Origin of the sequence: Paenibacillus montanisoli (assembly GCF_003268025.1) — a bacterium.
Classification (GTDB): domain Bacteria; phylum Bacillota; class Bacilli; order Paenibacillales; family Paenibacillaceae; genus Paenibacillus_Z; species Paenibacillus_Z montanisoli.
Genome location: NZ_QLUW01000002.1, coordinates 327,661 through 347,735 on the forward strand (window position 1 = coordinate 327,661; position 20,075 = coordinate 347,735).

23 protein-coding genes are annotated in these 20,075 nt (G+C 49.1%); 5 read left to right on the plus strand and 18 right to left on the minus strand.

Translation table 11 applies throughout. From position 1 onward, the window contains the following. Positions 1–68: 68 nt before the first annotated feature. From DL346_RS10745 to DL346_RS10755, 3 genes are read right to left on the minus strand one after another with little or no spacing between them, the layout of a single operon-like run. A complete protein-coding gene (locus tag DL346_RS10745) occupies positions 69–1,691 on the minus strand; it encodes an extracellular solute-binding protein (RefSeq protein WP_112882126.1) in 1,623 nt (540 codons plus the stop codon). Positions 1,692–1,726: 35 nt separating this feature from the next. Beyond that, the gene (locus DL346_RS10750) at positions 1,727–2,617 is read right to left on the minus strand and encodes a carbohydrate ABC transporter permease (protein WP_240633128.1); all 891 of its coding nucleotides are present in this window, start codon (positions 2,615–2,617) and stop codon (positions 1,727–1,729) included. A gap of 4 nt (positions 2,618–2,621) precedes the next feature. Further along, entirely contained in the window at positions 2,622–3,563 is a 942-nt protein-coding gene (locus DL346_RS10755; protein WP_112882128.1) for an ABC transporter permease, read from the minus strand. Between the two features lie 304 nt (positions 3,564–3,867). Here DL346_RS10755 and DL346_RS10760 point away from each other — a divergent pair, with 304 nt between their 5' ends. After that, positions 3,868–6,066 carry a glycosyl hydrolase family 95 catalytic domain-containing protein gene (locus DL346_RS10760; RefSeq protein ID WP_112883063.1) on the plus strand — a complete coding sequence of 733 codons (2,199 nt, stop codon included), beginning with the start codon at positions 3,868–3,870 and terminating at the stop codon, positions 6,064–6,066. An 84-nt stretch (positions 6,067–6,150) separates the two neighbouring features. Here DL346_RS10760 and DL346_RS10765 read toward each other — a convergent pair whose 3' ends face one another. After that, a complete protein-coding gene (locus DL346_RS10765; RefSeq protein WP_112882129.1) occupies positions 6,151–7,026 on the minus strand; it encodes an AraC family transcriptional regulator in 876 nt (291 codons plus the stop codon). A gap of 124 nt (positions 7,027–7,150) precedes the next feature. Here DL346_RS10765 and DL346_RS10770 point away from each other — a divergent pair, with 124 nt between their 5' ends. Continuing rightward, a complete protein-coding gene (locus tag DL346_RS10770) occupies positions 7,151–8,497 on the plus strand; it encodes a DUF455 family protein (RefSeq protein ID WP_112882130.1) in 1,347 nt (448 codons plus the stop codon). A gap of 56 nt (positions 8,498–8,553) precedes the next feature. On the opposite strand, the gene DL346_RS10775 is transcribed toward DL346_RS10770, so the two are convergent. The 10 genes from DL346_RS10775 to DL346_RS10815 form a co-directional block, all read right to left on the minus strand. Next, a complete protein-coding gene (locus tag DL346_RS10775; protein WP_165822465.1) occupies positions 8,554–9,231 on the minus strand; it encodes a phytanoyl-CoA dioxygenase family protein in 678 nt (225 codons plus the stop codon). A 37-nt stretch (positions 9,232–9,268) separates the two neighbouring features. After that, positions 9,269–9,490 carry a VOC family protein gene (locus DL346_RS29880; RefSeq protein ID WP_420849548.1) on the minus strand — a complete coding sequence of 74 codons (222 nt, stop codon included), beginning with the start codon at positions 9,488–9,490 and terminating at the stop codon, positions 9,269–9,271. Next, positions 9,487–9,993, minus strand: a complete 507-nt coding sequence (locus tag DL346_RS10780; protein WP_112882132.1) for a DinB family protein — start codon at positions 9,991–9,993, stop codon at positions 9,487–9,489. Before DL346_RS10780 ends, DL346_RS29880 begins: the two co-directional genes overlap by 4 nt. Positions 9,994–10,117: 124 nt before the next feature. Next, positions 10,118–10,495 (minus strand): nuclear transport factor 2 family protein, encoded by a 378-nt coding sequence (locus DL346_RS10785; protein WP_112882133.1) that lies wholly within the window; start codon positions 10,493–10,495, stop codon positions 10,118–10,120. A gap of 39 nt (positions 10,496–10,534) precedes the next feature. After that, entirely contained in the window at positions 10,535–10,891 is a 357-nt protein-coding gene (locus tag DL346_RS10790) for a glyoxalase superfamily protein (protein ID WP_112882134.1), read from the minus strand. A 12-nt stretch (positions 10,892–10,903) separates the two neighbouring features. Further along, positions 10,904–11,437 carry a GNAT family N-acetyltransferase gene (locus tag DL346_RS10795; protein ID WP_112882135.1) on the minus strand — a complete coding sequence of 178 codons (534 nt, stop codon included), beginning with the start codon at positions 11,435–11,437 and terminating at the stop codon, positions 10,904–10,906. A 39-nt stretch (positions 11,438–11,476) separates the two neighbouring features. Beyond that, complete coding sequence (locus DL346_RS10800) at positions 11,477–12,682, minus strand: iron-containing alcohol dehydrogenase (RefSeq protein WP_165822466.1); 1,206 nt, start codon at positions 12,680–12,682, stop codon at positions 11,477–11,479. Next, a complete protein-coding gene (locus DL346_RS10805) occupies positions 12,676–12,984 on the minus strand; it encodes an antibiotic biosynthesis monooxygenase (RefSeq protein WP_112882137.1) in 309 nt (102 codons plus the stop codon). Before DL346_RS10805 ends, DL346_RS10800 begins: the two co-directional genes overlap by 7 nt. Positions 12,985–13,132: 148 nt before the next feature. Beyond that, the gene (locus DL346_RS10810; protein WP_165822467.1) at positions 13,133–13,900 is read right to left on the minus strand and encodes a sugar phosphate isomerase/epimerase family protein; all 768 of its coding nucleotides are present in this window, start codon (positions 13,898–13,900) and stop codon (positions 13,133–13,135) included. Positions 13,901–13,908: 8 nt separating this feature from the next. Beyond that, entirely contained in the window at positions 13,909–14,970 is a 1,062-nt protein-coding gene (locus DL346_RS10815; RefSeq protein WP_112882139.1) for a Gfo/Idh/MocA family protein, read from the minus strand. 292 nt (positions 14,971–15,262) lie between these two features. On the opposite strand from DL346_RS10815, the gene DL346_RS10820 reads away from it, so the two are divergent. From DL346_RS10820 to DL346_RS10830, 3 genes are all read left to right on the plus strand, one after another. Continuing rightward, positions 15,263–16,240, plus strand: coding sequence for an aldo/keto reductase (locus DL346_RS10820; RefSeq protein WP_112882140.1), 978 nt, complete (start codon positions 15,263–15,265; stop codon positions 16,238–16,240). A 150-nt stretch (positions 16,241–16,390) separates the two neighbouring features. Then, positions 16,391–16,867, plus strand: a complete 477-nt coding sequence (locus DL346_RS10825; protein ID WP_112882141.1) for a YqeG family HAD IIIA-type phosphatase — start codon at positions 16,391–16,393, stop codon at positions 16,865–16,867. 96 nt (positions 16,868–16,963) lie between these two features. Next, positions 16,964–17,179: a small acid-soluble spore protein Tlp gene (locus tag DL346_RS10830; protein ID WP_112882142.1), complete on the plus strand. Its 216-nt coding sequence runs from the start codon at positions 16,964–16,966 to the stop codon at positions 17,177–17,179. Here DL346_RS10830 and DL346_RS29885 read toward each other — a convergent pair. The 4 genes from DL346_RS29885 to DL346_RS10850 all read right to left on the minus strand — a co-directional run bounded on the left by DL346_RS29885 (position 17,100) and on the right by DL346_RS10850 (position 20,041). Next, complete coding sequence (locus DL346_RS29885) at positions 17,100–17,405, minus strand: stalk domain-containing protein (RefSeq protein WP_112882143.1); 306 nt, start codon at positions 17,403–17,405, stop codon at positions 17,100–17,102. The two genes, DL346_RS10830 and DL346_RS29885, sit on opposite strands and share 80 nt — an antisense overlap. A 94-nt stretch (positions 17,406–17,499) precedes the next feature. Next, a complete protein-coding gene (locus DL346_RS10840; protein ID WP_112882144.1) occupies positions 17,500–18,228 on the minus strand; it encodes a YebC/PmpR family DNA-binding transcriptional regulator in 729 nt (242 codons plus the stop codon). A gap of 102 nt (positions 18,229–18,330) precedes the next feature. Then, positions 18,331–18,909, minus strand: a complete 579-nt coding sequence (locus tag DL346_RS10845) for a hypothetical protein (RefSeq protein ID WP_112882145.1) — start codon at positions 18,907–18,909, stop codon at positions 18,331–18,333. A gap of 217 nt (positions 18,910–19,126) precedes the next feature. After that, the gene (locus DL346_RS10850) at positions 19,127–20,041 is read right to left on the minus strand and encodes a glycoside hydrolase family 43 protein (RefSeq protein WP_112882146.1); all 915 of its coding nucleotides are present in this window, start codon (positions 20,039–20,041) and stop codon (positions 19,127–19,129) included. Positions 20,042–20,075 lie beyond the last annotated feature (34 nt).

Consider the following 20,075-nt stretch of genomic DNA (forward strand, 5'->3'; position numbering starts at 1 on the left):
AAGATTTAAGATAAAAAAGGAGCGTGAAAGCTCTTCACACTCCTTTTTTACAATTGAATAGATATCGATTATTTCTTAAATGTTTCGTCGTAAGCTTTATTGATTAGCTCCAAAGCTCGCTCAGAACCAAGCTCTTTCACCTGTGGAATTACTTTCGTATCCCAAGTGTCAATGCTTTGCTTGCCGATAATTACGTTGACCGAAGCTTCCTCAACATACGTATCAATAGCTGTTTTGATATCGCCATATTCCTTTTGCTCATCGTCATTGGTAAATTTGGCATTAAAGGTTGCTTTACCAAAGGCGTTGTTCTCATTCAAGAAAGCTACCGACTTTTTCATTGCAGCACCATTCAGCTCATACGTATTAATAGCTTCTTGGTTTACTACTGTGAAAAGGTCTTGATTGTTCAAGCCGGAATTCGTGATCGTGCCATTTGGTGTTGCAGGAGTTTGGAAGTCCTTCAAAAACTTCACAGTGCCGTCGGCATTCTTTTCATAAGATTCGCCTTCGATACCGAATTGCATTGCGTTGATCCCTTCAGGGCTGTACATCCAGTTAATTAAATTAACCAATTCGTCCTTGTATTTAGAATTGCTTGAAATCATTTTCAAAGCTCCGTAATAACCGCTTAAAACAATTGTACCTACTCTAGTATCGTTGTATTTAGGCTGAAGCATAGCCGTAAACTCGAAACCCTCAGGAGTTTTGTCTCCCATTGTTTGAATAATTTCGTCGCCGGCTTGTGGATAGTCAATCGTCACAAAACCTTTGTTTGTAGCCAAGAGCTCATTCCATTCTTCATCCGTAATAGTGGCAAAGTTTGGATTCAGCAGTCCTTCGGAATACAGCTTATTCAAGAAAATCAGCGTATCCTTGTAAGCTTGGCTATCCGGACCGTAAACATATTTTTGCGACGCTTGATCAAGATGGAAAGAAGTGTCTGTGCCTCTAAAGTAAGCTTGGTTCCAAATTAAATGATTTGTGCCCCATCTCACAAAATATGGGTAGGAATCCGGGTACAGCTTCTTCAGCTCTACTAAAGTGTTGTATAAATCATCAAACGATTCGAACTTCGTGGATAAGTTGTTTTTTGCAAAAATATCAGTTCTACCGATTAATACCTCGTCAGCACGATAAGGAACATCATACATCCTCGGAGCGCCATAATATTTGCCATCAGGCGAACGAGTCAAATCCATTGCTGGCGAATATTTCTCCAGCATCGCTTTCATATTATCAAGCTTGCCTGCTTCCATGTATGTCGTCAAATCCAAGAATGCGCCTTGCGGGCCGTATTTATCCGCATATTTTTGTCCACCCTGCAGTGACATCATATCTGGCAGCTCGCCGGATGCCAACATCGTATTGATTTTCTCTGCAGAGTCTGCACGGGATACGTTAATAGGCTTGATTTTAATATTTGTGTACTTTTCAATCGTCTTGAAGACTTCTTCGTCCCCAGTGTAAGGGGTATTAGCCGTAAAGAACCAATTTACTTCTATTGGCTTTGCGCTGATTTTTTCTGCTCCGGTTGCACTTGCTTCTGCATCTTTATCTGCATCTGTTGAAGCATTAGTTGCTGCAGGTTCTGTGTTTGTAGCAGATTCATTATTATTGCTGTTATTGCTGCTGCACCCCGTAACAATCAACACAATGATTGCTACAAAAAAGACCAAAAATCTTTTCATGACACAACTCTCCCCTGTTTTTTAAATTTTATATACTACCCTTTTATTGAGCCAACCATCAGACTCTTCACAAAATATTTTTGTATAAAAGGATATATACACATAATAGGAAGCGTGGAAATAACAATAGATGCCATTTTTAACGATTCTGTAGGAGAGTGAGTTAATTCAGCGTAAGCGCCCTTATCGCTTGGATCGACGGATGCCGTTATCAAAATACTTCTTAAAATCATTTGCAAAGGGTATTTTGTATTGTCATTTAAATAGAGCAACGCTGAGAAATATCCATTCCAAATGCCAACTGCCGTAAATAAACCGATTGTGGCCAAAATTGGCTTGGAAAGCGGTAAATAGATTTTGGTGAAAATTTGAAAATTCGTCGCGCCGTCAATGTGAGCGGATTCACTCAAGGCTTCAGGTATATTCCTAAAGAAGGATCTCATTAGAATTACGTTCCATGCGGACAATGCCCCGGGAAGAACCATAACCCAAAACGTATTGATCAGATGCATCGACTTAAAAGCTAGATAGGTCGGAATCATACCGCCGCTAAAAAACATCGTTACAATGTAGATTTGGGCGATATAGGATCTCATTTGAAACTTATCTTTGGAAAGCGGATAAGCCGTAATGGAAGTAAAAAATAATGTAAAAATTGTACCAACCGCGGTATATAAAATCGTATTTTTATAAGCTGTATAAAAAACAGGGTGATTAACCATCGTCTGGTATGCGCCTTTGTCAAAACCGCGCGGAAAGAACGAAACCTTCCCGGCCATGACTTCTGCTGGATCACTGATCGAAACAGATAAAACGTATGCAAAGGGATACAGCATAACCAATACAGTAATCGCTAATATGATATAGACGATGACAAGAAAAACCTGATCTTCGATTGGATCCCTAATTCTGTTCGGATTCCTCATGACATCACCACAAACCTTCATCTAAGAATTTTTTGGAGAAATAGTTTGCTCCTAGCAAGAAGATAATAGAAACAACACTGTTAAACAGTCCGATAGCGCTTGAGAATCCATAATCTTGGTCGAATATCCCTTTACGGTAAACATAAGTGGAGATCACATCGGCTACGTCATAAGTGGCAGGGCTGTACATTAACAGAATTTTTTCGAAACCGACGCTGACAATGCTTCCTACAGCTAGAATGAACAACGTAATAATGGTCGGGCGCATGCTTGGCAAGGTGATATGAAAAATCTGCTTGAACCTCGAACAGCCGTCGATCTTAGCCGCATCATACATTTCAGTGTCAATTCCTGTAATAGCAGCCAAGTAGAGTATGCTGGAGTAGCCGACTCCCTGCCAAATGTCCGAGCCGATATACATGCTTCTAAAGAAACCGGATTCGTTAAAAAACTGGATCGGATCAGCATCGACCGCTGCTAACATATCATTCACTATACCTGCATCGCTAAACATCGATTTCATAATACCAACGATGACGACGACCGATATAAAGTAAGGCAAATAGGTAGCCGTTTGAACAAATCTCTTAATTCTTGGATGTACCATTTCATTGATCAATAAAGCCAGAACAATTGGTGCGGGAAAAGACCACAGCAAGTTATAAAGACCGAGCAGGAACGTATTTTTCACAATCCTGAAAAAGTTTGGATCTTCAAAAAAACGTCTGAAGTTATCAAATCCGATCCACTCAGAGCCGCTCATGCCTTTAAACAAACTGTAATCTTGAAAAGCAGTTAAAACACCAACCATAGGATAGTAAGCAAATAAGGCGATAATGATTAACCCTGGTATCGACATCAGCAAAAAAGAGCGGTTACATTTCCAGTCATACAAAAATTTGGAGAAAATAGACATCTTCGAAATTTTTTCAGCAGTTGTTGCCATTAAGCTCACCTCATTTCAGTATTTCGCGTTCGATATGATTCCAATCAAAACAAGTTGGTTCTCGTTTGGCGCATATCTGGCAGACAAAATACAGATATTTGCACCAATTTTTCCTTGAATAAGGCTATAATAATGAGAAAAATACGATGTGTCAATGGATTATTTGGATCCAAATTTCATTGTTGCCATGCCAAATTCAATATTGACACTAATATTTGAAACATTTAAAGTTGCTATTGACGACTGGGTATGAAAGCGGTTTCAAATTAAAAGAAGCGTGTTGTAGGAGGGAACAAAGTTGAACATGGAATGGAAAAGCCAACTAGAGAAATACAAGGGGATCTTTAATGAGCCTCCGAAACAGGTGCCGTCCAAAAAGGTTGTTGACGGTCCTATTATTGGCAACGGCGATATCGGCGTTGTCTTAAGCGGCCCGCCAGAGCAGCAGCGAGTATGGATATCGAAGACAGATTTCTGGAAGTCCGAACTGATCTATACTAAGGGAAGTCCGAGTTTGATCGGGGGGATCGATATCTACATACCGGAGCTGTCAGGGGCATCTTACTATAGTGAACAACGGCTGCTTGATGCCAAAGTTGTGTCAACGTTTCGTGGAGCTGCTTCCACTGTGACGATGACGGCTTGGGTCTCGGCTACAGACAATGCAGTTGTTGTAGAGCTGGCTTGCGTTGAGGGAACTGCAACAGTTTCGCTCGATTTGTGGACAAAGTCCGGTCATGACTCGCAAACCGATGCTGGGACAGAGACCGATGTGACATGGGCTACTCGCGTATTTAACGGTGCAGAGCTGGAATGGCCAACCGCAGGTGCGATTGCCATGCGATGCTTATCCGAAAGCAGTACTTCATTCGAATTAAAGCCTGGCGGAATAACGCATATCATAAGCTATGTGCTGACGAATCATGATGTAGATACTTATTTACAAGAATCGGTAGCGAGCGTAAAGAGGTTTGATGAAAGTCGTCTGAACGAGCTGTACGCGAAGCATGAAGACTGGTGGCAGCATTTTTGGGCAAAATCAGCGATCGATATCGGCGATGAGCTGCTCGAGAAGTTCTGGTACGGCTCTCATTACATCATGGCCTCTTGCAGTCGCAATAAATCGTTTCCTCCGGGATTATTTGGCAGCTGGATTACAACGGACAGCCCTGCTTGGGCAGGAGATTATCACTTGAATTACAACTTTCAAGCGCCGTGGTGGGGCGTCTATTCTTCCAATCATATTGAATTGAGTGAGCCTTATGATGCGCCGCTGCTGGAATATGTGCCGAATGGCAAGCGATACGCTGAACAATATTTGGGAAAGAACGGTATTTATTATGATGTCGGAATTGGTCCGAAAGGATTGCCTACTGCATTATCGAATACTGAAGCAAGCCGGAAATACGAGCACGGTCATCTGTTCCTGGGACAGAAAAGCAATGCAGCATATACAACGATCAACATGCTGATGCGTTTTTATGCGACCTATGACTTGCAATATGCAAGTCAGATTGCCTATCCCTATGCACTCGAGGTTGCCGATTTTTGGGAATCGTATCTGGCATTCGAGGACAACCGCTATGTCATTTATCGAGATGCCATACATGAAGTTGGGACTTGGGAGGAATCACACCCTAACGATGATTGGCTGCAGGAGTTCGAGGATATGAATCCGATTCTGACTTTGGGGCTTCTCCGGGCAGTTTTCAAGGGGTTGCTTGACATGTCGAACGAATTAGGACTGGATGTGAATCGGCGGGACAAGTGGTCCCATATTCTGATGCATATGAGCGAGTTCCCTACGTTTGAGCGTGATGGGAAAACGATATTTAGACTAACTGAACAAGGGCGCTCATGGTGGGATAGCAATACGCTGGCGATTCAGCATATTTGGCCTGCCGGAGCGATCGGTCTCGATTCAGACTCGCAGCTTCTCGAAATTGCTAGAAATACAATTTCGGTCATTAATCGTTGGACAGACTATAACGGCTTTCCGACGATATTTACCGCCGCGGCGCGTGTAGGCTATGATCCGGCGATCATCCTGCATCAGCTTCGCCATCAATGCCTTGAACATAGTTTTCCGAATCTGTTTATCTACTTTGGCGGAGGCGGTATTGAATGCTGCAGCGGCGTTCCGTCGGCCATTAATGAGATGCTGCTGCAAAGCCATGAGCAAGTCATCCGGTTGTTCCCTGTGTGGCCGAATGAAAGAAACGCCCAATTCATGACTCTGAGAGCCGTTGGAGCGTTTCTTGTCTCGAGCGAGTTGAAGGATGGCATGATTCAATTTGTAGAGATAACAAGTGAGCGCGGAAGAGTCTGCCGCCTCTTTAACCCATGGCCGGATGGTGCGCTTAGTATCGTTGAAATTAACGGAAACAAACAAGAGGCGATCGATTGGAAATTAGTCGAGGACGTCATCGTATTTGCTACGAAAGCAGACAGACACTATCGCCTGCAGCCCACTACGATTGCGAGTCCACACTTCCTGTGCTGAACTGGCTGAAAACGGCATCAAAAAAACCGTTCCTTTGTGCTACAAGGAACGGTTTTTTACAGCCATCTTGACGGCAGCCACTTTTTATCGAAGCCTCCCCTTCCCTTCCCGGACCTCTTTACGGTATTTGTAAGGAGTTACGCCAATATGTTTCTTGAACGTATGGATAAAATGAGACGCCGTTGCAAAACCGACCCGCTCCGCAATGATCGCCACCGGCAATTCCGTGCTCTGAAGCAGCAGGCATGCCTCGCGAAGGCGTTTGGCGGTCAAATATTCGGTCAAGCTATTCCCGGTATCCTGCTTGAAGAGATGAGACAAATAGTAAGGGGATAGATGCAGTTCCGCAGCTAAGCGCGAAAGTGAAAACTCCTCTTTGAAATTGACGTCCAGCCAGGCCATCGCTTGTTCCGTCAACTCCGTTTTCCGAGGCGAACGCGCCTCCTTCCGACCAACCGAAGCTTCCATAACGATGCGAAGCCGGCGAAGAATCGATATCGTTCCCATTGCCGCGATCTCTGCAGCTTGAGTACCGTTAAGCTGCCGAAGCTCTTGATCCATCAGGCCGAATTGGCTGGCCAGATCGGGAAGCTCAAATGCTTGCTCCGGAAGCTCCACTTTCCATATTCGTTGAAAAAATGTCTTGAATTCCGGAAATGCGCTCAAGTAGGATTCCAGAAAGAAAGGCTCAACGACCAGGACGCTGCGAATATAGGGGTTTTGCGGACTCGCCGGCGCATGGACGCGATGCAATTGAAAGGGCTGAAATAGATACAGGGTCTGCGGTTTGATCGGCATGATTCGATTTTCCAGAATGAAATGCCCTTCTCCTTGTTCCACATACAGCAGCTCCAGCCCTTGATGCGCATGAAAAACGGCATATCCGCCATTATCGGTTGTCACGTTCCGATGAGCGAATAAATAAGGATGGCTTCGAAGAACATTATCGATCAATTTCATAGCTGACACCGCCGTGTTCCGAAGATAGGATAGCAATTTAACGATATTTTAGCACGAATCGATGACACTTTTCCTCCCTCTTGTTGGCTAGAATGAAGCCAATAAGCATGAGGAGGATTTCATTATGAATGATCGACGAAACAAAACAATCATAACCCATCAGCGCGGGCGGTTTCTGAGTCCGGAGGATACGGCTAAGCGGTTAACCGAGCTCTTCTGGGAGGAATTCGAGCTCTCGCGCGCCGCGTTCGGCTGGCTGCCTGCGATGGAGGATTTTGAAACAAAAGGGGCGTTATCCAGATTCGGTTATCTGCACAATGGCCATGCCAAGCTCTTGAGCGAGCGTGTTGCGGAACTGCCCGGCCCTTCGCTGGAGCGCCAGCTTTCCCCCGTTCATGTTCGGGAAGCGTACGAAAGAGCGTTTTCGGCTCCTTCCGAAGCCGCTTTTTTCCAAGGGTATGCCGTTGTCTTAGGAAAGCTGTACGAAACGTATGACCGGTTGCAATACCGGCTGGATCCTATTCTTGATGCGCCGACGCTGGATACGCTTCGATACATCCTAAAAGATCGCATGGAAATGCTTCGATACGCGAATGACAAGACGTTCTTTGCCGGAGCGGATGATCCGCTGCTGGCTGAGCAGCTGATTGTATGGCGAAGCTATGTGGAACAGCTATGGAACGCTCTTGAGGCTGCTGCGAAATCGGGTACGCCGGGCGCTGTCGAATGGCCTGCAATCCCTAACTATGAAACGGCCGGACCTCTGCCCTCGGTATCCGCTTGGGATGAGGAGCGGTTTCCGATCTATGAATTCAATGATGCATACAAAACCTCCTATTCCGATCCCTCGATGTCACCGCTGAACGATAGCATTAAACAGATGCATTATATTAACGCGACGGAGATGGGCGCCGCCGAAACGCTTTGTTACTTGTATTATGGCGTGCAGCAAATGCCTTTGACATTCTACTTCGACTTGGCCCGGCATCTTTGGGACGAAGTACGGCATTGCCAAATGGGCGTTCGTCGGCTCCAGCAGCTCGGATATAAGACCTCGCAGTTCAAATATTTCAAAGGCTCTCCCGGCAGAGGGCTTCAGGATTTGGCGGCGGAATGGTTCCCTGACATGTACGCAGGCCTAACGATGGTGGCGGAGCCTTGCTCCTTTATCAAGAAGCGGAAGAGCGCCGCGGGCTTCCGGGAATACGGCGATGAATTGTCCGCGATCCAATGCGAATTCGATATGGCGGATGAACGAATGCATGTCGATTTCGGCAAAAAATGGGGACCGGAGCTGTACAAACAAATCAACCATCTCATTACCGCGGCCGAGATGTCCGAACGAGCGAGATTGCGCCGGATCGAGCAGCTCGGTGCCGCTGCGACGGAGGAAGAGGCCAAGGAAATCGCACGAAACTTCCCTGGATTCTGCGGGTTGTCTACGACCGAGCTGAATTATGGCAAGTATTAACTAAAAAGACCGCCTGTCGCCCAGGCGGTCGTATCGTATTTCCAGAAATCACACATTTATTGTCCGTTCACACGAAACGCCGCCTTCGCCCAAGCATAATCGGGGTCCTCCAGGTTCCCGTCTTTGTAGGTCGAAATCAACGCCCAGCGGTCTTTGCCCGAGCGGTTCGGATAGGAGGCATGGAACAACAAATCGTGGAAAATAATCGCATCTCCTCGAGATGCTGTGAGGTCAACGATTGTTTCCGGCTTTATATCCTCGTCCTTTAACCGGTTGCTGAAGCCTTCCTCTCTGCCCGTGAAATCCGCATGCTCCATATTGCTGTGATGCGAGCCGGGAACGATGCGCAAGCATCCGTTCTCGATCGTCGCGTCATCGAGCGCGATCCATACGGAATATTTATGGCTGCCATACCAATAAGGGTAGTCTTGATGCCACGGCGATCCGAAGTCTGTCGTTGCGTTCTTGAAGACTACCTTATCGCTTAGGAATATAACATGATCGCCAATGATCTCTTCCAGCGCTTTCACAAGAAGAGGATGTGCGGCCGCTTCCTTAAAGAGGGGACTGGCGACTGCCATGCCGACATAGACGCCTGACTTGTCGACCCCGTTCTTGTCCAGAACGTTTTGCGCTTCCTTCTTCAGCTCTGCCGCTTCTTCCTCGGTGAATAATCGGTTCAACACATAGTACCCGTTCATTTGGAATTGTTCCTTGATCATGGATGACGCCACAGGCATTCCCCTCCTTCGTTGTACAGCACAGCCAGACTTACGGCTGCCATATCTCGAACAAATTCCCATCCGGATCGCAAAATCGAAAGTTAGGACCGCAAGGTCTATTTTCCGGAATATCACTGACAATGTTCACGCCATTCGCCTTAAAACGATTGTACATCTCTTGTATACGCGGAGTTATAAAACAAGCCAGCGGCTGCCGATCGCCATGATCAAACGTGAAACCCAAGCTCCCTGCGGATTTCTCGGCTGTCATAAGGAATGTTTGCCTTCCGCTTTGATTTCTTCCTTGAACAATCCCCTGCGAATCAGGTTTGCGGTAACCGGCTTCTTCCCGATTTCTCGCGACCAGATTGACAGCTGGCCAATGTGGTGGATCTCGTGGGCGATCACATGGCGCATGATTTCCCCGTAGCTGAAGTTTTCCCACTCGCCTTCGTTATTTTGATCGGTTAAGACATTCGTTTCCAAGTCATCCTTCCAACCGTGGATGAAAGGAGCAATTTCAGCGCGGCAGCGAGCGGCGTATTCTCGCAGCTTCCGCACATCTGCGCAGTCCTCGAACTGAACATACTGAGGCTCCCTTCCTTGCAGGCCGCTGATCCAGCTGTATTCTACATCCACAATATGATACAGCGTGTAGAGTATGCTTCCCATGCCGCCTGTGCGTTCCTTCGTCAGCTCATGCTCGTCTGCTTGCTCGCACCAATTAAACCACTCGTTGCGTACCTGCCAGTTGTACTCGAACAGCTTCAACATGCCGGACACCTTCCCTGATCATCCAGATTCTTCTTAACTAGAATTCGGAATTCACCCTGCCGATCCTGCCGAATGAATAAAAAAAGAAGCCGAGATCCTCGGCCGCTAAATTATTGATCGCAAATTAGAACATGCCGTTCTCATTTGGAGAATCCTCCGGGATCGCTTGGCCTGTGTCCCACAGCTCGACAATGCGTCCCTCCTCGAAGCGGAAAATATGAACGACGGCTGCCCCGAGAACACCCGGCTCATGCTTGACGTTGGAGTATGTCATAACGCTGTCCCCTTCTTCGAGGCAGCGTTTGACCTCAAGAGCCTTATTCGGGAATTTCGCCGCATTTTCTTCCATAGCAACCATTAGCGAGCTCGCGTCGCCTGGGAAATAGGGATTGTGATGACGGAAACCCGGACCTACATAGCTTTCATAGGCTTCGCGCACGTTCCCTGAAGCGACAAGCTGCAAGAAATTCACGGCCTTTTCTTTAAGGGACATTGTTTTCATAGCATACTTCCTTTCTATTTAGCAATAGAATTATCCCAACTATAAATGGGTGCATATACGCAGCTGATTGCCGTCGGGATCGACGACCGTCATCGTGCGCAGCCCTTCCAAATCTTCGTTAGGCGGCTCGGCGATCGTGATGTCCGGCTTGTGCTTCAAGTCGTCGTACCAACGATCGACATCCGGAACGAAGAAGTGAATCAAGCCTCCGACCTGGCAGTCGCCGGAATGTTCGGTTAAATACAGGGTCATGTCATCCTTCGTGATTTGCAGGAAGACAGGGAAATGCGGCTCGAACCGATGCTCCCAATCGACGCGAAAGCCCAACCCCTCTACGTAAAATTTCTTGCTTCTCGGATAATCGGTTATGCGAAACGCAGGGATGACCTTTTGCATCGTCTGCCTCCTCTATAGCATCTTCTCAAAGATAAAAATAACCTCGCTTGCTTGATGCCGCCTTCGCAATTCCTCCTGCAGGACCTTGCCGACGTCATAATCGTGAACGGAAATTCGTTCATACTCGTGGTGATGAGATCCTTTCGCGACTAATTCGAAGGGAATATAGCCGTTTTTCAAGTAAAATCGTTCCACCTTCAGATCCTCCGCGGAACCGAGGCCGATTTTCCGATAGCCTTTGCTTCTGACCGCATCTTCAAACGCCGCGATCAGCTTCGATCCGATTCCGGTTCGCAGCAGCTGTTTGGTCTCCTCATGCGTTACGGCAATACCTTGCAGATTTATGGAGGCATTATCTCTGCGCGAAGGATGTCCATAGCAAACCCCGACAAGCTCGTCCGCCGCAAACGCGCCTAGGTATAGATCATGGTTCGTTGATATACGATCCGTGAAATCTTCCATGCTCTCTTGATCCAAATATTCGCATTGAAATGCGTGAACGCGTTCATAGTCTTCCCGATTTAACAATCTGATCTCCACATGCATCTACAAGGCACAGCTCCCTTCTCTCTTGCCAGTCACCTGCTACAATCGTGCAAGCAAAATATCCCGCATGGCCGTTTTATCCAGCTGAACGGGGCTCTGTTTGTTATCGGCAGCATTGACGACGGCATCGATATTGTTCGCGTTGACGCCATATGCGCCTAATCTCGGAATGTTCAGCTGTGCCGTCCATTCCTCTAAAACAGACACCAACCGGGTGCAGCTGCCATCCGTATCGCGCTTATCGTGACCCGTTAAGATCGCCCCGACGGCTGCATATTTCGATCGTGCAAGCGCCGCCGTTTCTCCCGCTTCTACGTTCAACGCTCCGAGGTTTCGTTTCGTTGCTTCCGCGAGCAAGGTCCCGCAAATAACGCCGTGCGGAATCGGGAACATGCCGCCAAGCGGTGAAGCAAAGCCATGGACGAGCCCTAACCCGGCATGCGCCAATGTAATGCCCGACAGCATGGAAGCGTAAGCCATCTGCTCGTGCAGCGATACATCCTCCGCAGCGGTCGTGCAAATATGCACCAAGCTCTTGGAGGCTGCCTCGATACCGGATAGTGCCAGGGCATCCGTGAGCGGCGAGGCTTTCGTCGATACATAGGACTCGATCAATTGCGTTAACGCGTCCAGGCCGCTCGCCGCCTTGACGGAAATCGGGCAGCTTATCGTCAATCGCGCATCAAGGATGGCGGCATCCGGGATAAACCGGTCATGACGAAGTGAACGTTTATATCCGCCAGGGATGGAGATGACGGCATTTTTCGTCATTTCGCTGCCGGTCCCCGAAGTCGTCGGGACGGCAGCGAAGAATACTTTGCTGCCGCTATGCAGCCGGTAAGCCGGTTGTCCTTCCAGATAATTCAGGATCGTATCTCCAGGCTCAGTGGGCAGCATGGCGGAAACGGCTTTGCCTGCATCCATTGCGCTTCCGCCTCCAATTGCGACGACGGCATCGATCGCCTGCTGCGCGTTACCGTTCCGGGAACGAAAGCGATCCACGACTTCATCGACCCATTCCACAGTCGGCTCCTGATGGATATGAACGGTTTCATATGTAATCCGGGAAGCTTCGAGCGATGCGGCGATTCGCTTCCAATGCTCGGCATTCGTCCGCTGAAAGCCTCCCATAACAAACAAGATTCGCTGAGTCCCTTTCGGCAGCGCATCAACCAGCTTTTCTACCATGCCGCTGCCGAAATGAATTGCGGGCGTTCCCGTAAACTGAAAAGCGTTCATTACCATTGCGATCTCTCCGCCGGTGCGATCACCCGGTGAGGCGCGCCTTCGCGCGGTTTGGCCATCCAAGGAGCTACCGTATCCCGCCATTTCAAATAGTGCGCCGTCTCTTTATGCTTGGCCGCCGCTTCCTCCGATTCATAAGCTTCATACAGCGTAAACGAAGCAGGATCATCCAGATGCTGCAAAATATCAAACCGCAGATTGCCGGCCTCTTGTACAGAGCCTCGATGGTTGTCCAGCGTCGCGGCAATGAAATCATCCACAAATTCCGGTATAACGACAACTTTTACGATCGTGACGATCATCGGTTCTTCATCTCCAATACGGTTTGTTGGCGAGCTCTTCTGCTAGCTCAGATGCGTTTATCATCTCAAATTTCGTGACCGCTTACAATGAGTTCGAAGTCATCATCAATAAAAAAAGCCGCGGTTGCCGCGGCTTCTTCATCATCTATTACAATAGGCCCTTCTCTTTCAAGTTCAGATAGCTCACCAACGCCGTTTCGATACCTGTCAGGTTGCGGAGCTTGTCCTGCTCGACCGTCATCCACTCCACGCCGATTTCCGTCGCGGCTTCAATGGATTCTTGAATGTTCACGATACCCGTGCCAACGGCCGTCCACTTTCCGATCTCATCCGTTCCGTATACGTCCTTAAGATGGATAGCCGGCACGCGGCCCGACATCTTGCGCAAAATATGCGCAGGATCGGCGCCGCCAATCGTAATCCAAGCGACATCCATGCGGAAGTAAAGATGCTTCGGATCCGTATGCTCAGCCAAAATATCCAGTGCGTACAGGCCGTTAAAGGTCCGCTCAAACTCATGCGCATGGTTGTGGTAGCAGAATCGAAGCCCTTCCTCAGCAAACCGCTTTCCCGCCGCATCGTATAATTCGGCATCGCGAAGCAGCTGCTCGCGCGAATCGACGACATCCCACCAGAAGGTGACGTCCTTCGTTTGCAGCGCGTGCGCTTCTCTGATAAGACGATCCACTTCCTTCTCGTCGCGCAGCAGTTCTTTGCTAGGTACGCTGTGAGTCGCGATTTGGAGTCCAAGATCGTGGAAACGCGCGACGTTCGCTCCTATGTCTCCTTTAAGCAGCTCGCCGCCGCCTTCGATGCCCTTGTAGCCGATTTCCGCTACGCGCTTCATCGTGCCCCAGAAATCCTGCTTCGCTTCTTCGCCGATAATTCCGATTAATCCAAGTTTAGGTCTAGTCATGGCTGGCATTACGCTCCTTCTTTCGAGAATTGGCCGTTATTCAACATCGCGATAAACGGGCTGTCCGATACGTTTGTCAGCGGAATCGATACGCGCGCGTTGCGGCGGACCGATTCGTAGACGGCAAAAATCAGTTCCGATGCGCGCAGCGCCTTGCGATGCGATACTTCAGGCTCTTCGCCGGACACCAAGCAGTCGATCGCATGCTTGACATAACCGATCATTTGATCGGACATGGAGGAGAGTTCCATCTCCTGCTTCCATGCCGGATCCTCATAGTTGACGGCTTTGACGATTTGCCCGTCCCACATGACTTCGATAAAGCCTTCCGTGCCGATCACGCGTACGCCGGCCCAAATCTTCGCCATATCCTGGGTTGGCTCCCATACATCGATTGTACCAGAATAGAGCGAGGCTTGAACACCGTTTGCGAACACGACATGTCCGGACGCGCCGCATTCCGATGGCACATTGAACCAGTTGTAGACTTCAGTCGTATCGACCGCTCCCAGCACCGATTTCGCCGGCGTTTCATCCATAAAGCTGATCGCCTGGTCGAACGTGTGGATGCCGCAATCGAGCAGGTTTGGCGGAGAATAGAGATCCAGGCGAAGCACCTGTCCGATGCGTCCTTCCTTGATCAGGCGACGCACGGTCTGATTCCCCGTTGCAAATCGGCGCTGCAGCGAGAATGTCAACTGGCAGCCCGTTTCGTCGGCGATGCGGCCCATTTCTTGGCATTCGCCCCATGTCGGCGACATCGGCTTCTCGCACAGAACCGCTTTGGCGCCTGCTTCCGCGCAATCGCGGAATACCGGCAAATGCAGCGGTGTCCATAGGCAGATGAGTACGACATCCGGCTTTTCCTTCGCCAGCATTTCCTTATGGTCGGTATAGATATTGGCTTGTTGGAAGCCAAACTCGGATTTCAATGTTTCGGCGGATGCCGCCGCGATGTCGGACAACGCGACAACCTCAAGTCTGCTGTCGGCTTTGATGCCGATTGCGTGTTCATGCGCACGTTTGCCGCAGCCGATAAAAGCGACTCGAAATACGTTTGTTGCGTTCATTTTCTAAAATCCTCTCCCTCAATTTCTAGCATAATAGATGAGCAGCATCGATTGACAGCAGCAATCGAAACGTTTCAACCTCACTAGCATATATCAAGAGATGCAGCGCTTTCAACACAATTTTTCCCTTGTGACTTAATTAGAAATGTTCCGACAAAATGCTCCAATCTTCGTTAGTTAGTATCATCAAGGTAAGTAGCTGAAACGAAAGTGCGTACTTCCGTGAAGCCCTCATCTTCGCTATAGTTTCATATGGAGACGAACTTATTTATTTCGATAGGGAGTGGAATTTATGGAATACCGTGTTCTTGGACGTTCAGGTTTGCGGGTCAGCGAAGTAAGCTTAGGCTGCTGGGCAATCGGAGGGCCTTCGTGGCGCGACGGCGAAGCGGTCGGCTGGTCGGGAAATAACGATAACGAATCGCTTGGCGGTTTGAGACGCGCGTTCGAGCTGGGCATCAATCATTTCGATACGGCTGACGTTTATGGGGACGGCCATTCGGAGCGCGTCATCGGCCGGTTTCTGAAGGAGGTTCCGCGCGATCAGGTCGTCATTGCCTCCAAAGTCGGTTGGTTCCGCGGCACGGCACCGAACGCGATGCAGCCAATCCATATCCGTCATCAGCTGGAGCAATCGCTTATGAATCTAGGTACCGATTATTTGGACCTTCATTATTTCCATAACACGAACTTCGGTCCAGACGATCTCTACTTGGAAGAAGCGGCGGATACGATGCGCCAACTGCAGAAGGAAGGCAAAGTCCGCGTAATCGGACAATCGGGCTACAGCTACGGCGATTTTATGCGCGTCTGCCCGGTCACCCGGCCGGATGTGCTGCAATTCCACTATAATGCGTTCGGCAATTCGTTCGATCGGCCGGATACGAATCTGTTCCGCTGGGCGGATGAGCGCAATATCGGCATCGTACTGTTCGGTCCTCTCGCGCAAGGCTTGCTTCTGGACAAGTTTGATCCGGAAAACCCGCCGAAATTCGGTGAAGGCGATGTTCGGGCTTCCAATACGGCCTACTCGAAGGAGCGGCTCCTGGAAATCCGCCAGAAGCTTGTGCCGATCAAGGAACGCTTCGGCACGGAGGCGCAAGATTTGGTGCGGGCGGCGATACAATTCGCGCTTGCGCAATCCCCTAACGCATGCGTCATCCCTGGCTTTAAGAACGACCGACAGGTCGAATCCAATGCACAAGGCGCGGGCAAGCCTCTGAATGCGGAGGACGTTGCGTTCATCCGCAGCATCCTGCAAAGCAAATAGAATCGGTATTTTCAAAAGGAAGCATGCTCCTGCCACTCGCAGAAGCGCGCTTCTTTTTTTGTTTCTACCCTATTCCTTCGGATAATCAGGTATTGATGTCGTCTAGGAATGGAAAACTAATCCTATCCATTATTGCTGCGGAGGAAACTCATGTCTATTTTCAAACCATCAATAAGCGTAACTTCCCTGCGCGAAATCGACGGCGCTGCGCTTCAGCGAGCGGGAATCAAGGGGATCATCTTCAATTGGACGAATACATTGCTTCCGTTCAATGCCGATTCCGTATCCGACGAGATCCAAGACTGGTTTGACGATTTTAAGTCAAGGTATGCCATGAAGCTAGTAATCGTCTCGAACAGCAAACCGCCAGCGCAAGGCAACGAGCTGGTAAATGAAATTCCCGCCATATTCAAAGCAGGTAAACCGATGAAAAAAGCGTTTAGATCCGCGATGAACATCCTTGGTACCAAGCCCAATCAGACAGCTGTGATCGGGAATGGCTTAATTACCGATATGTGGGGCGGCAACCGGTTAGGGATGTATACGATATTTGTTTCGCCTCTATGGACCAAACCTCGTCTCTTAGGCGCAATGAAACGGTTGATGGTCAAAGTGCTGCGCTTTTAGCCGGAAGGATTATAAATTCCTTGTAAACAGGAATATCGTTTCCCGGTTTAGGCCATTATGTAAAGGTTCGTAAAATCACCCAATGGAGGCAAATTCATGGCTAAACCCGACAACCGCGCAGATAATGAAGTCCATCTGCAGCAGCACATCGAAAACACGCAAGCTAACATACAGGAAGCGGAAAGCTATCTGGATGAGCATGCGAGCGAAATAAGCGCGGATGAGAAGAACATCATTGAAGCCAAAAATCAGCGGCGCAGAGAAAGCATCCAAGATTTCCAAGCTGAGAAACAGGATGAAGCCGGACAATAGTGTCTATAGAATCGGGAAATGCTGCCGGGGTGATATCCCCGGCAGCATTTTTTTTATTTATCCGCGATCGTAACCAATTTATTGGCGCTTTCCAGTTGACCGTTTTATTGGATAGTGTCGCTATGAATCGAACGCCGACCATCGTATGCCCGTTGATCAGCTTCATCTCGCCGTTAACCGGTACGCTCTTGCCGTCGACTAGCGCGTTTGTGCCGGTCGGCTTCATCTCGATGCTGCGCTTGGCCGATTTACGTCAAATCCGATCAAAAGAAAACCGCGCCTGTCGGCACGGTTTTCATCTTGATTATTGGATAACCTGATTATTCTCCATCAGGATATTCGACATTGTGATACACGTGCTGGACGTCTTCCAAGTCTTCGAGCGCATCGATCAATTTCTCGAACTGCGGCAGCTCGTCGCTCGACAGCGTGACGTAATTTTGCGCCAGCATCGTCTGCTCGGCTACGGTAAATTCCGTGATGCCCGCATTCTTGAACGCCGTCTGGACGGCATATAGCTGATCCGGCTCCGCGTACACGATGATCGTTTCGTCGTCTTCTTCAATAATGTCACGGACATCGAGCTCCGCTTCCATCAGCAGCTCCAACACTTCCTCGGATGTTTTTCCCGTCACTCCGATTACGGCTGTCGGGCTAAACATATACGCGACGGAACCGCTGACCCCCATCCGTCCGCCGGCTTTATTGAAGGCGGAACGCACGTCAGCCGCCGTACGGTTCACGTTGTTCGTGAGCGTGTCGACGATTATTTGCGTGCCGTTCGGGCCAAAGCCTTCATAACGCAGTTCCGAATAGCTCTCCTCGGAGTTTCCTTTCGCTTTCTCAATCGCCCGGTCGATGATCGCTCTCGGTACATTGTAAGTCTTCGCGCGTTCGAGCACGAATTTCAGCGCTTGGTTGGATTCCGGGTCTGGCTCGCCCTTCTTCGCCGCAACGTAAATTTCGATGCCGAACTTGGCGTAAACCCGGCTGGTGTTGGCGTCTTTCGAAGCTTTCTTCTCTTTAATATTATTCCATTTGCGTCCCATGCTGTACCCGCTTTCTTACTAAATTTATCGGCAATGCCATTAACTTAAGATAAGATAACCACTGCACTATTATAGTGAAAAATCGGCATCGGGACAAGTTTCCTACTTCTTTCTTTTCCTTCTGATGAAGATAATCGCAGCCGCAAGTACAATCGCGATCGTACCGATAACGAGCTCCAAGTCATAGTCTTTGTTTGAGATCCGCTTCATCTCGCTCTTAAGGTCGGTTTGCTTCTCCGGTTTCATGCCTTCGCCCAGCAGGCTTATGTCTTCTCCCGCTTTCGAAAGTTCGGCCGTACGGCTGCACAAGCTGGTATAATACTCGCCTTCTTTATTCGCATAGACATAGACAAGATAGGATTGACCTGCCGTTAAATCGATCCCGCAGGATTCTTCCGCTCCATTATCGTAGACGATGACCTGCGATTGGTTAACCCCCTTAAATACCGTGGTCACCTCAAACAAGTTGGCATCCCGATATTCGATCGGGCCTACGATGCCCGGCTGCTTGCGTTGTTGTTTGACCTGTACGAGCGTGCCGATGAACACCGCTTCCGCTTGCTCGATCGCCTCTTTCGGCTCCACGCTCGCGCAGCTGCAAGCGAATGCGCGGTGAGGTTGAGAGACCAGCATCAGCGATACGGTCACCAATAAAGTTAATGCGATTAAATATCTTCTCATAGCCGCACCTCCCGATCCATTTTGCCATACAGACGAGCTGGCAGCACATTAGGTTGCAATTCAAAATAAAACAGCCGGCATGCTGCTTGAGCAGCGCACCGGCTGTTGTCACAATTTAGTATAAGAAACGAATGAACAGGCCGAAAAGGCAGTTTCCTACGATTTTTGGACTAAAAAGGCCGAAAAAAGGACCCGTGGTAGGGTCCTTTCAGTTTTCCTATTTAATAGGGCGTTCTCCTACGCCTTCGAAGGTGATTTGAACAGGGATGATGCTGCCGTCTTCCGCAAATTCCATACGGTCAATGCAGAGCACGCGATGATTGCGGTCCGTCTCGGTCAACGGTCTGCGATGATAGACGATGTACCACTCGTCCGTTCCGGGCACTTGCAGGAAACCGTGATGACCGGCACTGGTCGCTACGTCCGGATTTTGCTGCAAAATCTTGCCGACGCGATTGAAAGGTCCCAACGGAGACTCGGAGCAGGCATACGCAACGGAATAATCCGGCGTTCCCCAGCCGCCTTCGGCCCACATGAAATAATAGAGCCCGTTGCGCTTCAGCATGCATGGCCCTTCGACGAACTGATCAGGGGTCACATCGATGTAGGTAGAGCCGTCGTCAAAACTGCCCAAGCTCACCATGTCATCCTGCAGCTTGACGACATTGCAGCGTCCCCATCCGCCGTAATACAAGTACGCAGTTCCGTCGTCATCGATAAAGACATGCGGATCGATCGGCTGCGCCCCGTTATGGAACTTATCGATCAGCGGCTTGCCGAGGGCATCGCGGAACGGCCCTTCCGGCCCGTCGGACACCGCGACGCCGACGCCGCCGAGCTCGTCATTATTCTGAATATCGTTCGCCGCAAAATAGAGATAGTATTTACCTCCGCGTTCAATCGGCGACGGCGCCCACAATGCGCGCCACGCCCACGAGATATCGCGCATGTCCAAAATGTTCGGCACTTTGACCCATTCGACCAAGTCTGCGGAATGAAAAGCGTCTAAATGCCTCTGCTCTTCGTACGGAGCGGAATAAGTCGGATAAATCCAATAACGGCCTTCGAATATGCGTGCTTCCGGGTCTGCGTACCAGCCTGGCACGATCGGATTGCCGGATAACTTGATCATGCGAACCTCTCCTTTAATGGCTATTTATGAAGCA

Bases quoted from the DNA above. Each gene is read 5' to 3' on its own strand.
- DL346_RS29885 (WP_112882143.1), bottom strand. From the start codon at position 17,405: ATGAAGCCGACCGGCACAAACGCGCTAGTCGACGGCAAGAGCGTACCG.
- DL346_RS10810 (WP_165822467.1), bottom strand. From the start codon at position 13,900: ATGACTAGACCTAAACTTGGATTAATCGGAATTATCGGCGAAGAAGCG.
- DL346_RS10805 (WP_112882137.1), bottom strand. From the start codon at position 12,984: ATGATCGTCACGATCGTAAAAGTTGTCGTTATACCGGAATTTGTGGAT.
- DL346_RS10850 (WP_112882146.1), bottom strand. From the start codon at position 20,041: ATGATCAAGTTATCCGGCAATCCGATCGTGCCAGGCTGGTACGCAGAC.
- DL346_RS10780 (WP_112882132.1), bottom strand. From the start codon at position 9,993: ATGTTGAAGCTGTTCGAGTACAACTGGCAGGTACGCAACGAGTGGTTT.
- DL346_RS10790 (WP_112882134.1), bottom strand. From the start codon at position 10,891: ATGCAAAAGGTCATCCCTGCGTTTCGCATAACCGATTATCCGAGAAGC.
- DL346_RS10845 (WP_112882145.1), bottom strand. From the start codon at position 18,909: ATGAGAAGATATTTAATCGCATTAACTTTATTGGTGACCGTATCGCTG.
- DL346_RS10745 (WP_112882126.1), bottom strand. From the start codon at position 1,691: ATGAAAAGATTTTTGGTCTTTTTTGTAGCAATCATTGTGTTGATTGTT.
- DL346_RS10760 (WP_112883063.1), top strand. From the start codon at position 3,868: ATGGAATGGAAAAGCCAACTAGAGAAATACAAGGGGATCTTTAATGAG.
- DL346_RS10750 (WP_240633128.1), bottom strand. From the start codon at position 2,617: ATGAGGAATCCGAACAGAATTAGGGATCCAATCGAAGATCAGGTTTTT.
- DL346_RS10795 (WP_112882135.1), bottom strand. From the start codon at position 11,437: ATGCATGTGGAGATCAGATTGTTAAATCGGGAAGACTATGAACGCGTT.
- DL346_RS29880 (WP_420849548.1), bottom strand. From the start codon at position 9,490: ATGACAGCCGAGAAATCCGCAGGGAGCTTGGGTTTCACGTTTGATCAT.
- DL346_RS10770 (WP_112882130.1), top strand. From the start codon at position 7,151: ATGAATGATCGACGAAACAAAACAATCATAACCCATCAGCGCGGGCGG.
- DL346_RS10820 (WP_112882140.1), top strand. From the start codon at position 15,263: ATGGAATACCGTGTTCTTGGACGTTCAGGTTTGCGGGTCAGCGAAGTA.
- DL346_RS10765 (WP_112882129.1), bottom strand. From the start codon at position 7,026: ATGAAATTGATCGATAATGTTCTTCGAAGCCATCCTTATTTATTCGCT.
- DL346_RS10755 (WP_112882128.1), bottom strand. From the start codon at position 3,563: ATGGCAACAACTGCTGAAAAAATTTCGAAGATGTCTATTTTCTCCAAA.
- DL346_RS10840 (WP_112882144.1), bottom strand. From the start codon at position 18,228: ATGGGACGCAAATGGAATAATATTAAAGAGAAGAAAGCTTCGAAAGAC.
- DL346_RS10830 (WP_112882142.1), top strand. From the start codon at position 16,964: ATGGCTAAACCCGACAACCGCGCAGATAATGAAGTCCATCTGCAGCAG.
- DL346_RS10825 (WP_112882141.1), top strand. From the start codon at position 16,391: ATGTCTATTTTCAAACCATCAATAAGCGTAACTTCCCTGCGCGAAATC.
- DL346_RS10815 (WP_112882139.1), bottom strand. From the start codon at position 14,970: ATGAACGCAACAAACGTATTTCGAGTCGCTTTTATCGGCTGCGGCAAA.
- DL346_RS10785 (WP_112882133.1), bottom strand. From the start codon at position 10,495: ATGAAAACAATGTCCCTTAAAGAAAAGGCCGTGAATTTCTTGCAGCTT.
- DL346_RS10800 (WP_165822466.1), bottom strand. From the start codon at position 12,682: ATGGTAATGAACGCTTTTCAGTTTACGGGAACGCCCGCAATTCATTTC.